12 protein-coding genes are annotated in these 12,662 nt (G+C 33.9%); 2 read left to right on the top strand and 10 right to left on the bottom strand.

Annotated features, from left to right (window positions below; all coding sequences use genetic code 11):
- Positions 1–99: 99 nt before the first annotated feature.
- The 5 genes from QMO72_RS01305 to QMO72_RS01285 form a co-directional block, all read right to left on the bottom strand.
- The gene (locus QMO72_RS01305; RefSeq protein ID WP_103267743.1) at positions 100–1,479 is read right to left on the bottom strand and encodes an NAD-dependent succinate-semialdehyde dehydrogenase; all 1,380 of its coding nucleotides are present in this window, start codon (positions 1,477–1,479) and stop codon (positions 100–102) included.
- Between the two features lie 86 nt (positions 1,480–1,565).
- Complete coding sequence (gene gabT / locus QMO72_RS01300) at positions 1,566–2,882, bottom strand: 4-aminobutyrate--2-oxoglutarate transaminase (protein ID WP_103267744.1); 1,317 nt, start codon at positions 2,880–2,882, stop codon at positions 1,566–1,568.
- A 108-nt stretch (positions 2,883–2,990) separates the two neighbouring features.
- The gene (gene gabR, locus QMO72_RS01295) at positions 2,991–4,376 is read right to left on the bottom strand and encodes a MocR-like transcriptional regulator GabR (RefSeq protein WP_103267745.1); all 1,386 of its coding nucleotides are present in this window, start codon (positions 4,374–4,376) and stop codon (positions 2,991–2,993) included.
- A 176-nt stretch (positions 4,377–4,552) separates the two neighbouring features.
- The gene (cls, locus tag QMO72_RS01290; protein ID WP_103267746.1) at positions 4,553–6,037 is read right to left on the bottom strand and encodes a cardiolipin synthase; all 1,485 of its coding nucleotides are present in this window, start codon (positions 6,035–6,037) and stop codon (positions 4,553–4,555) included.
- Positions 6,038–6,229: 192 nt separating this feature from the next.
- Positions 6,230–7,414: a CynX/NimT family MFS transporter gene (locus tag QMO72_RS01285; protein ID WP_103267747.1), complete on the bottom strand. Its 1,185-nt coding sequence runs from the start codon at positions 7,412–7,414 to the stop codon at positions 6,230–6,232.
- Positions 7,415–7,503: 89 nt separating this feature from the next.
- Between QMO72_RS01285 and QMO72_RS01280 the strand changes: the two genes are divergently transcribed.
- The gene (locus QMO72_RS01280; RefSeq protein WP_069823190.1) at positions 7,504–8,049 is read left to right on the top strand and encodes a helix-turn-helix domain-containing protein; all 546 of its coding nucleotides are present in this window, start codon (positions 7,504–7,506) and stop codon (positions 8,047–8,049) included.
- Positions 8,050–8,263: 214 nt separating this feature from the next.
- Here the strand turns inward: QMO72_RS01280 and QMO72_RS01275 are convergent, their stop codons facing one another.
- The 4 genes from QMO72_RS01275 to QMO72_RS01260 are packed head-to-tail and all read right to left on the bottom strand — an operon-like array spanning position 8,264 to position 11,028.
- Positions 8,264–8,719 carry a hypothetical protein gene (locus QMO72_RS01275; protein WP_103267748.1) on the bottom strand — a complete coding sequence of 152 codons (456 nt, stop codon included), beginning with the start codon at positions 8,717–8,719 and terminating at the stop codon, positions 8,264–8,266.
- Positions 8,720–8,733: 14 nt separating this feature from the next.
- Positions 8,734–8,961: a non-oxidative hydroxyarylic acid decarboxylases subunit D gene (locus QMO72_RS01270; RefSeq protein WP_103267749.1), complete on the bottom strand. Its 228-nt coding sequence runs from the start codon at positions 8,959–8,961 to the stop codon at positions 8,734–8,736.
- A gap of 1 nt (position 8,962) precedes the next feature.
- Positions 8,963–10,393, bottom strand: a complete 1,431-nt coding sequence (locus tag QMO72_RS01265; protein ID WP_103267750.1) for a non-oxidative hydroxyarylic acid decarboxylases subunit C — start codon at positions 10,391–10,393, stop codon at positions 8,963–8,965.
- Positions 10,394–10,419: 26 nt separating this feature from the next.
- Positions 10,420–11,028, bottom strand: coding sequence for a UbiX family flavin prenyltransferase (locus QMO72_RS01260; protein WP_491016611.1), 609 nt, complete (start codon positions 11,026–11,028; stop codon positions 10,420–10,422).
- Between the two features lie 86 nt (positions 11,029–11,114).
- Here QMO72_RS01260 and QMO72_RS01255 point away from each other — a divergent pair, with 86 nt between their 5' ends.
- The gene (locus tag QMO72_RS01255) at positions 11,115–12,008 is read left to right on the top strand and encodes a LysR family transcriptional regulator (RefSeq protein ID WP_103267752.1); all 894 of its coding nucleotides are present in this window, start codon (positions 11,115–11,117) and stop codon (positions 12,006–12,008) included.
- Between the two features lie 141 nt (positions 12,009–12,149).
- Here the strand turns inward: QMO72_RS01255 and QMO72_RS01250 are convergent, their stop codons facing one another.
- Entirely contained in the window at positions 12,150–12,566 is a 417-nt protein-coding gene (locus QMO72_RS01250; protein ID WP_103267753.1) for a VOC family protein, read from the bottom strand.
- Between the last annotated feature and the right edge of the window lie 96 nt (positions 12,567–12,662).

Here is a 12,662-nt window from a genome sequence, read left to right as displayed (position 1 = left end):
TTACTGTCCTTTTCATCCTTAACCTACCATCAGTTAATTGCTATATTTCATTTATGATTGCCTTTGTTTATATATTGTTAACTTTCATGTATTTCTATTTTAGACTTCTACAGAGAGATATTTTGTTTCTAAGTATGGTTCAATACCTTCTGTACCGCCTTCTCTGCCATATCCACTTTCTTTCAATCCGCCAAATGGTGCATGTGCTGCAGATGGTCCACCATCATTCCAACCAATTACACCATAATCTAACTCATTAAATAATTTTAATCCTGTACGATAATCGTTAGTAAAGAAGTATGATGCTAAACCAAATTCTGTATCATTAGCAATACGAATGACTTCATCTAAGTCACTATATGTCATGACTGGCGCTACAGGACCAAAAGTTTCCTCATACATTGCCTTCATAGTTGTATTAGCATGAGCTATAACAACCGGTTTCAAGAAATTACCACCTAGCGATTGGATATCATCAACACTTCTAGATAATTTACCACCTTTATCTTGAGCATCTGTAATGTGTGACAGGACTTTTTCCACTGCATTAGCATCGATGACTGGACCAACCTTCACACCTTCATCTAATCCATTACCAACCTTTAAGTCATGGACTTTTTCTGTAAGGCTTTCAATATATTGGTCAGCAATATCTTCATGTACATATATGCGGTTTGCACAAATACACGTTTGTCCTGCATTTCTAAACTTAGAAGCTATTGTTCCATCCACTGCAGCTTCTAAGTCCGCATCCTTATGGACAATAAACGGTGCCAAACCACCGAGTTCCATCGTTACATTTTTAACTGTTTGCGCAGATTGTTCAATAAGTGTTTTCCCAACGCCTGTTGATCCAGTAAAGGTTACTTTATTGATAAGCTGATGACTTGTAAATATATCGCCAGCATCTTTGCCGGAAGCAATAATATAAGACACCGCGTCTTTGGGTATCCCAGCTTCATGTGCAAGTTCTACTAATCTAATCGTTGTTAAAGGCGTCTTAACTGCTGGTTTACATATAATTGTACATCCCGCTGCCAAAGCTGGTGCAATTTTGCGTGTTATCATGGCTGCTGGGAAATTCCATGGTGTAATTGCACCAACAACACCTACAGGAAACTTATCTACAACAATCTTCTTAGACGGTGTATTAGCTGGTATTGTACGTCCATATACACGCTTAGCTTCTTCGGCATACCATTTTACATATGAATTCGCGTAAATAACTTCGCCTTTTGCTTCTGCTAATGGCTTACCACCCTCTAATGTAATCAGACGTGCAAGTTCATCCTGATGTTCATCAATAAGTGTTGCCCACTGTAATAACTTAGCTGAACGTTCATGAGCATCTTTATATTTCCACTCTTCAAAAGCTTGATGTGTACGTTCAATTTGTGCATGAATATCCTCATGGCTTGTATATGCTAAATGTTCAATGACTTCATTTGTCGCTGGATTAGTAACTTCCAATTGTGTCATAGGTTCGACTCCCCTTTTTAACTTTAGTTACACTAAATCATTACTTTAGAAACGCATGCTTTAAACTGGCTCTATTTTATGTCAATTTATGATATACGGTGTGTCGTTGCAACTTGATCAAACACTTCTTTTAAGATTGCCAATCCTTGGTTAAGTTCTTCATCAGTAATAACTAATGGCGCTAAGAAACGAATCACATTTCCTTTTATACCTGCTGATAATAATAATAAGCCATTTTGATTTGCTGCCTGTACAATTTTTCCAGTGCGTACTTTATCTGGTTGACCCGTTTTAGGATCTATAATCTCTAATGCAACCATAGCCCCCAAACGACGAATATTTGCTATGCTGTCATGTTTTTCACTTAACGTGTGTAAATAATTTTCTAAATGATAACCTAGTGTTTCTGCTTTCTCATTTAACTGCTCTTCTTCTATAATATCAATGACTTTTAATGCCGCTTCACAAGCTAATGGATTACCCGCATATGTCCCACCCAATTCACCTGGGGATGCACTATCAACAATTTCAGCTTTACCTACAACTGCACTTAGCGGAAAACCTGCTGCCAATGATTTTGAAACTGTGATTAAATCGGGCGCAATACCAAAGTGTTCTATTGCAAATGTTTTCCCAGTACGTGCAAATCCAGTCTGAATTTCATCTACAACAAAAACAATGCCATTATCTTCACAAATTTGTTTAACTGCTGCCACAAATTTTGAATCTGGAATAATAAATCCACCTTCACCTTGTACTGGCTCCATGACAATACATGCTACTTCACTTGGATCTACTGTTTCGATAAAGAAATCATGTAACTTATGAATGACTTGATCAACGTATTCAGCTTCTGATAATGATTCCGCTTTTTCAGAGACATTTGGATATGGGGCTTGATAGACTTCTGGGGCAAATGGTCCAAATCCATATTTATAAGGTCTTACTTTACTTGTCATAGACATTGTTAAATTTGTACGTCCATGGAAACCTCTGACAAACGAAACCACTGCCTGTCTTCCCGTATATTTACGCGCAATTTTTACAGCGTTTTCAACTGCTTCAGCACCAGAATTAAGTAAAATTGCTTTTTTATCAAAATGACCAGGTGTAATTTCAGTGAGTTTTTGGGCTAAATTTAAATAACTTTCATACATAATGACATTAAAACCGGGATGTATGAATTTATCTAACTGTTCTTTTAAATGTTTTGTTATTTTAGGATGTGTATGTCCTACATTCAATGTACCAATCGCACCTGCAAAATCAATGAATGTATTACCATCTATATCGGTAATCGTAGAACCTTGTGCTTTATCTGCAACATGTAAATTACCGTTACCAACACCACGTGCTACATATTGTTCTCTTTTTGCTTTATAATATTCAAATTGCTCTGACATAAAGAAACCCCCTACGCTTTTATATTCAAAATTTTAATGTTATCTAAAAATTTAGAATATTATTGGTATTGTGTAAAGCACCAGTTTATCTTAATAGATGGTACCAATTCACCCTAACAGTACTTTTTTTAAACGTTGAACAGCTTCTGGTACTTGCTGTTGCTGAATTTTAGAGAAACCTATGATCAGTAATTTAGATTCGGAATTATTTTGAAGCGCTTTCATAGAAAACCTGTTTATTGTATAAAGTTCTAATTTTTGATCTCTTGCACGTGTTTCAATTTCTGTGTATGTGTATCGAGACTTTGCTTCTATTATAAAATGTAATCCTGCTTGCGTATCTTTAATCGTGATAGCAGATTTCAATACTTTATTGAGCTCTGCTATTAAATACGCTCTTTTTTTACCATAGAGTTGATGCATTTTCTTCAGATATTTTTCATAGTGTCCTTCTTTAATCATCAAATTTAATGTCAACGCATTTAACATAGAAAAATCAGGAATCATATTATGATTCTGTGCTTCAAACTTTTTAATTAATGTACTTGGTAAAATCATATAACTTATACGAAGTCCAGGCATAAGTGTTTTCGAAAATGTACCTAAATAGATGACACTTTCATTTTTATCGAAACTGAATAATGAAGGGATATTATCGGTTTCATATTTGAATTCACTGTCATAATCATCTTCTATAATATAGCTATGATTTTGACTCGCCCAATTTAATAAATCAATTCGTCTTGAAACAGGCATAATTGTTCCCATTGGAAATTGATGTGAAGGCGTCACAATTACAGCTTGTGGCTGCAGTTGTTTAATTTGATTTATAGATATGCCTTTATGATCTAATTCTATAGGTAAGATATGTGTCCCTGTTTGCTTTAACAACGCTCGAAACCTTGAATAGCCAGGATTTTCCACTGCAATCTTAACGTCATCTTCCATTAGCTGGATTAACTTCATTAATAATGTATTCGTTCCAGACCCTATAACAATTTGTTCTGGATGGCACTGTATTCCTCTTTGATATGATACTAATTTAGCTATAGACTGTCTGAGTTCAACTGGCCCTTTGATATGTGGTATCGCGGATAAATAATAATCATAATTTTGAAATACTCTTTTCATTAATTTTGTCCACGTATCTACTGGAAATTCTGAGATGTCGGTACTCATATGGGAAAAAGAATAATCATAAGTGTCTTCAAGATTACTTTCGTGTGCTTCTAATGTAATATGCGCATGTGGATCAATGATTAATTTATCTAAGGGTTCAATAAAATATCCTTTTCGTTCTTGAGTATAAATATATCCCTCTGCTAATAATTGTTCATAAGCTGATTTCACACTATTCACACTCACACTAAGATGTTCTGCCATTCCCCTTTTAGACGGTAACTTTTCATGACTATCGTATTTAAATGCAAGTATGTCTTCTTTTAAACGATTATATATTTCTCGATAGATATACTGTTCTGTGTCTCGTTGCATGATTACACCCCTTTAATTCTTTCTATAATTTATTTATTATACACATTGTTTAGATAAAGTTGTTAATGAATTTATAAATCGCTCTACATTTTTAATTTCTAATCAAAAAACAGCGATTATCCTCTCGATAACCACTGTTTTAAAATACGCATTCATTAATAACATTTAATTTTATTCTATAAAATAGGTGATGCTAACTTTGCTATAGCTTGCTTAAACTTAATCCAATTAGAACGTTGTTCATAACGTTCTATAGTAAGCTCCTTGGATACTTTTAAATCCTCAAAGAAAGCAGCTTTTAGTTTTTTAGCAATTTTTTCATCATACATAAAAGCATTAATTTCAAAATTCAATTCGAAACTACGGATATCCATGTTTGATGACCCTACACTTGAAACTTCATCATCTATAATCATCATTTTCGAATGAATAAACCCATTCTCATATGTGTACACTTTAACTCCATCTTTTATCAGTTGCGCCACACTAGTGATGGTAGCCCAATAAACAAAAACATGGTCCGGTTTACAGGGAATAATTAATTGAACATCGACACCAGATTTAGCTGCAATACGTAATGCATTGATATAACCTTTATCAGGTATAAAATATGGACTGTGCATGTATATAGATTCTTTAGCATTCATAATCATTTTCATATATCCAAATTCTATTTGGTGCCAATTGTCACTTGGTGCACTGACCGCCATTTGCATAGATACATCCCCGCCCTGTTGCGCGTTATTTGGGAAATATTTTGCATTATAGTCCAATTGCTCACGTTTTGCTTGTGAATTCCAGTCGTGAATAAAACTTAATTGTAATGCATCAACGCCGTCCCCTTTAACTCTGAGATGCGTATCTCTCCAATAGCCAAACTTTTCATTTAAACCTAGGTACTCATCACCGATATTAAAACCACCTACATATCCTGTCATACCATCGATGACAACTATTTTTCGATGATTACGATTATTCACTCTAAAATTCACAAACGGAATTTTAGCTTTGAAAAAAGCTTCAACTTGTCCACCTAAAGATTGAAATTTTTTAAATTTTGATTTATGTACTGTTTTAGATCCTACTGCGTCATAAAGTAATTTAACTTCTAATCCTTCACTAGCCTTTTGTTCTAAAATATTTATGATTTCAGTGCCTAAGCCATCTAATTCTAAAACATAATATTCCATATGAATGTAGCTTTTCGCATGACGCAAATCTGCTTTCATTTGATTATATAACTCATGGCCATCTGTATAGATGTCTACTTTATTATCATTACTTAAAAATGATGATTCTTTAGACATTAATGTTTGAGCAATATCTGCATGCTTTCTAACAATAGGATTTTCTGAATTAAAGATGTGATTCGTTGAATCTTGAAGTTGTGCTTTCACCCTATTCATTCCGTCTTCAATTTGATTATGTTGAAATCCTTTTTCACGTTTTTTACGAACGCCTCGTCCAAAGAATATATAGGCGATAAAACCTAGGATTGGCATAACAAATAGCAAGAATAACCAAGCCCATGTTGCAGTGGCATCCCTTCTATCTCTGTCTAAAAATACAATTAATAAAGCTAATACGATATTAATTATAAAGAAAAAAGCTAATATGCCTCGATATATCGGGCTTACACTTGCATCAAATATTAGTTGCATCAAATCACCTCATACTTTCACTTTTCATCTCTATGATTACTTTTTTATAATGATTTCTACAAGCGCTATCTTTTTTCTAAAAATTATTCTACACACTATTTTCCTACTATGAGTGGTTTCCATTATATTCTAAAGTGCATACAGTTGCTATTTATTATGCTTTAGCTAGATTAACTAATAAATATAATAAAATTATTTCTTCAATGTTTGTTCTATTGTGCGATTACGCCCTGCTTGCGAACCAAATAAAGTTATACCAACCGCCGTAATCAATAATATACTTAATGACGCAAGCCATTGTCCTGTTAAGTCATGTAATATACCAAATAATAGCGGCCCTAATGCTGCAAAAAGATAACCCACAGATTGGGCCATACCTGATAGTTTCGCTGATGTTTGTATGTGCTCTGTTCTTAAACTAAAGAACGTATTCACTAATCCAAATGCTAATCCTCCTGCAATACCTATTAATATAGTAGAAATAATTGCAAGTGTTGGCATAAATAGCATAATCGCAACGCCTGCAATAAAGAGCAGCCCAGTAATAAACGTCAACAGAAATTGGGATTTCATTTTTGTTGCAAATATTGGTGTAATAAAAGTAAAAGGGATAATAGCTATTTGCATGATAGATAGATACGCACCGGCTTCGCTAATAGAGAGACCATTTTGAGCTAAATAAGCTGGCATCCAATTAATCAAAGAATAAAATATAAGAGATTGACCACCCATGAGTATCGTAATTTGCCACGATAATGGGGATTTCCATACATTGACACTTTCATACGATAGTGCCGCAGCAGTTTCTTGCTTGCCCTTTATTTGAAATGACCAAACGACTAGCGTTAGTAGCGTAATCACACCAATTGCACTTATAGCAATATTATAATTAAATGCTTTAACTAAAGGAGCTGTACCATAAGATGATAAGCCACCAAATACATTCATCACGACTGTATAATAACCTGTCATTACGCCAATATGTAATGGGAATTTTGATTTGATTACTGCTGGCGCAAGCACGTTGCCAAAACCTATCCCAATACCAATCAATACGGTTCCAATATAAAGCCATGAAATGCCAGTGATTGATCTTACAACTATACCGATAAGTATAAGACACAATGCAACAAAAATGGTTTTCTCTAATCCAAATTTATTACTCGTTCTCGCCGCAAATAGAGAAATCACTGCAAATGCTAATAATGGAACAACCGTTATCACACTGACTGCACTATTAGACATCGCTAAATCTGTTTTTATATCAGGTAACGCAACACCAATAGATGTAATAGGTGCTCTAAGGTTTGCTGCAACTAATAATATGCCTATAAATAATAACCAATTAAATGGTTTATTTTTCTTATATGAGTCCATTTTTTTGACCGCCTTGAAAACTTATTTTTTAAAAACAACACATCATATGGTACAATATGTACGTTATAATGTAAATAGGGAGCGATTATTTGTATAATATCCAAAACATAGTAGCTAAAAATATTTTAAATTATCGTAAAAAGCATCAACTCAGTTTAGATAAATTAGCAACAATGACTGGCGTCAGCAAGAATATGTTAAGTCAAATTGAAAAAGGCGCTTCTAATCCGACCATTACTACTTTATGGAAAATTGCCAATGGCTTGCATTTATCATTGTCACAATTAACCGCTGTAAATGATGAAAGTATAGACTTTATCGATGAATCAGACATTATCCCAATTATCGATGACCAAGTCGCTATTTATCCGTACTTTCCATACGATGATCAAAAAAAATTTGAAATGTTTAAAATGCAAATTGAACCTGGCGGAAAAATGGTTTCCGAGCCTCATCATGCAGAATCTGAAGAATACATTATTGTAAGTGATGGTCAGCTAGAAATTGGGATCAATTCTGAAAAATATACAATAAATAGTAATCAAGCGTTTCGTTTTAAAAGTGATGTCACACACACATACTTTAACCCAACAGAGAAAACAGTCGTCTTTACTGCTACAATTTACTATCAATAGTTCTAATGCTTAAATATTACAAGTGTTAACAGTAGATATTTCATGAAAATAAATCGCCACGTATGTACTGTTGATACTTTTCCATCAAGTCAAATCCATCCAAAAATAGGCCAATCCACTTTTTAACAAGTGAACTGGCCTATTTTAAATTTCAATTATGACTCATCAAATTATTTTATATAGACTATTATCCATTACAGTTTCTGTAATTATTTTAAGCCTCAAGCAGTTCTTTCACTGTTACTTTCCAGCGTTCAACGACATTTTCAGCATCATATAATTGTATTGATATACCTGAAATAATCTCTGCATATTTTGCATTATCTTCTTTTACTGTTTTGACCGATGCTTCAAATCGTAATCGGCCATAAATTTCATTGTTCAAGCTAGGTAATATGCTTAAATCCAATTCAAGATAATATATTTTTTTAGCGTAAACAATAACAAGACTGCCTTTTCCTGTTTCAACTAAACGTTGTGCTGTTTGAGTATCGGGCCATAAAGCTATTCTTATATTATCAGAATCTATAGCAACAACTTCGCCTACACTCACCATAGCTGTATGTGGGTAGCCTTTAGCTGTAATAGACTGTAACATCATAACTAAATGTGTTTTGTCCTCTAAGTCCTGCCCGTTTAATAATTCAATAATTGCTTTAGGTAATTTCATAATCTATACCTCGCTTATTTATTAATCAAGTCAGGAATGGGTGGAATTTGGTCTAAATGCTCAAATTCTTCTGGTTTTAATTTGAATTTAGAGCTATATTGTTCAGGATTAGTAATGTGTTCACCTTCTGTATTTCTCCAAGAAAATGTGCAAGTCTCACATATATAGACTTCCCATGCATTATCTTTAGGTGCTGTCGTTAACAATTCTACTTTTTCTGAATCACATCTTGGACATATCATATTAATCTTCCTTTCCTCTATTTAAATGACTAAGTCTTTCTTTCCATTCATTCGCATCTTTAGGCGTACCAAGTAGTTCAGTATCTCGCCCAATATCTGCACCTACAGGCGTTGTAGCATCTATAACTAATTTCGTGTGCAGTCCAGCTGGTTCAGAAGACGGATCTAGTGGCATGCCTGGCGCATAAGGCACTTTAAAAACATCTTTATCTGGTCGAACTCGTGTTGTTAGCGCCCACATCACTTGCTCAAGATTAAATGGATCTACAAACTCATCTACTATAATAGCTATTTTGGTATATGGCATTCCATGTGGTGTGGATAGTAAACGCATGGCCACGGCTTTACCATAACCGCCTAATCTAGATTTAGTAGAAACGATTGCTCCAATACCATGTGTATACATAGCATTTACTGCTTCTACCTCTGGAAAATCTCTTTTTAATTGTTTATATAGCGGTAAACTTGTGTTCAAAGCAATAAGATAATCAATTTCAGTCCATGGCATACCGAGATACAAGTTTTCAAATATTGGATTATCTCTATGCGTAATCTTCGTGATTTTTACAATAGGTTGCTTTCTTGCACCTGAATAACTACCAGGAAATTCACCAAATGGTCCTTCTATTTCACGTTCACGTGGCTCTATATAACCTTCTAACACAATTTCACTACGTGCAGGAATATCTAAATTGCCATACTCACTTTTCGTTAGTTCTATAGGTTCGCCTTTTAGTGCCCCAGCAAAGTCATATTCTGATTGAACATATTCAATAGGTGTACTTGCCATAAAGCTCAATACCGGATCATTACCAAGACAAATCGCTATAGGTAAACGCTCATTTTTTTCCTCTGCATGTTGTAAATGTACAGCAATGTCATGGAATGGTAGCGGTTGAATCCCCACTTTATCCTTGCCTTTAACCTGAACACGATATGTTCCAGCATTTTGTTCTTCATAATTATCAGGTTTATCAGGATCTTTACTAACAATTAAGGCTTTAGATAAATAAAATCCTGCATCAAATTCATTTATTCTAAATAGTGGTAATACATCAAATAAATTGATTCCATCTGCTTCAGTTATAATATTTTCCTTTACTGGTGCATCTTTCGCATCCACCCATTTAGGCTTAATCGGATATCTATCCCACTTTTCTTTTAGAGCAAAGAATTGATCTTTGGTAGATGTATTTTTAGGTAAATCAAGCATTAATGCATGATTTTGCCAACTCCCATGTACATTTAAAACTACAGGCGTATGATAGCCTCTTACATTTTCTACTAGTACTGCAGGTGCACTTTCCATATCTGGTGCACTTCGTCCAATCGCACTCAAATCAGGTTCTGGCATGACTTCATCTTTTACTCTAATTAATTGCTGTTCCGATTCTAACAAATCTAAAAATCCTCTTAAATCTTTATAAGCCATTATTGTATCTTCCTTTCTGAATATATTTAAATATGTTGTGCTTTATTCGAAAATCCCGTCCAAACTTTTTCTTGAGGTAATTGATTAATACCAAATTGTGCAATCAACCGATATATAATGTGATCAATCATATCTGCTAAATCTTTAGGATGATTATAAAAAGCTGGCATTGGTGGGAAAATAGTTACTCCCATTTGTGATAATTTCAACATGTTTTCTAAATGTATTTGGTTTAATGGCGTTTCTCGCGTCATTAAGACTATTTTTTTGCTTTCCTTGAGCATCACGTCTGCAGCACGCGTAATTAAATTATCTGCTAAGCCTACACTTATGGATGCAAGAGATTTCATACTACACGGTGCTACAATCATGCCATCAATGTGGAAAGATCCACTAGAAATAGCAGCCCCTAAATCTTTTGGTGAGTATTGATAATCAGCCAATGATTGGACTTCTGCTACACTATAATTTGTTTCTTCAATGATTGTAGTCTTTGCCCAGTTGGACATTACTAAATGTGTTTCAACATCTTCAGTATCTCGCAAGATTTCTAATAAACGAATGCCAAAAATTGCTCCTGTGGCCCCTGAAATACCAATAATTAATTTCATTACTTTAACGCTCCTCTCAACAATTAGTATAAAACCAATAGATGTAATACAATAAATATATATTAAATATGCTTTATATACCTTTAAAGTATTAAGGAGGTTATTTGTAAATGGAATTACGACATTTACGGTATTTTTTAGCAATTGCTGAAGCCGGTAGTATCACGAAAGCAGCAGAAAATTTGCATATTGCTCAACCACCATTGAGTAGACAGCTTAAAGATTTAGAAAGTGAACTAGGCTTTGATTTATTTGAAAGAAATAAAAAGAAAAAAGTAACATTGACATTACAGGGTCAATTTTTCTTAAATAAGTCTAAAAATCTATTAAATATATTGGAAGATTCACTTGTAGAATCTCGAGAATACCATGAACAAATTAACCAAACTCTCGCCATAGGTACTACAATCTATAGCTCTCAAATCATGTTTAATCAAATTGAAGCATTTAAGCAAAATAAACCACATGTAAGATTTAACATATGGGAATCAGATAGTGTCCGCTTACTTCAATTATTAAAAGAAAGAAAAATAGATGTAGCTTATATCACCGAAGATGTTCAAGCAGATGGTATAATTACTGAAACAGTTATGAATGATTATTGCGTTTGCGTAGTCCCTCAAAACATTAATGTCTGTATATCTAAAGAAGAAATTTCTGTTGAAGAATTAGCTAATTTACCTTTAGTGCTATTAGTAGCAAATACTGATTCTGGTTTGCACAAACAAATTTTAAATAGTTTTACTCAGCGTAAGTTAAAAGCTAATATTCTGTGTGAATGTCATGATTCTTCTATGCTAATACAACTTTTATCCAAAGGCGTTGGCGTAACCATACTGCCCTCCGCTACGATAACGTCAGATATTTTAAATAACTACACAATCAAGCGTATTAAATCTAATCCATGGATTACAAAAACTAAAATTGCTTGGCGCAAAGACAGCTACACACCTAAAATTGCCCAAACCTATTTAAATGAAAATAGAGACCATAACATCTTTTAAATGTTTTATTTCTTCTTATATATTGTTTTGATACCTAAAAAGACACTTTCATTGATATCCACATACTGAATTCAATGAAAGTGTCTTTAGTTTTATTAATGTAATACTATTTGTCACCGTTCTAAAATCACACAGTAATTATTATGACTTGGGATATGTGTAACTTAAATCCCAACCAATATCATATTTATCTACAAGTTTGGCATACTTTGCTCCCCAAAACATATCAGCTAATTCCATTTGTACTTCTCCACCATGCTTGAGCCTTTCGTACGCTTCTGTCACCGCTGATTCACTATCAAATTCTAAAACAATATAAACATTTCTATCTTCTAGCATCGTCGTATCATCTTGAGGAATATCTGATAACATAAACATTTGACCATCGATTTCAAGTTGTCCATGAATAATTCGATCGAAATCATCTGTGACTTGTTGATTAGCCTCTCCGTAAGTCATTATTTCTTTGATACTCCCCCCTAATGCCTCACTATAAAAATCGAGCGCTACTTTACATGTACCATTAAAAAATAAGTATGGCGTCACACTTTTGAGCATAATATTCACTCCTTATATAGTGTTTAAAAACACACTTATATAACAATACCCAAATCATGACAGGGCAGTCATTTGTAATTAATAAACACAACCAAA

The sequence above is a fragment of the Staphylococcus casei genome (assembly GCF_030294405.1).
Lineage (GTDB): Bacteria > Bacillota > Bacilli > Staphylococcales > Staphylococcaceae > Staphylococcus > Staphylococcus succinus.
The sequence above is the reverse complement of the archived record's forward strand: the minus strand, read 5'-3'. Positions and strand labels throughout refer to the sequence as shown.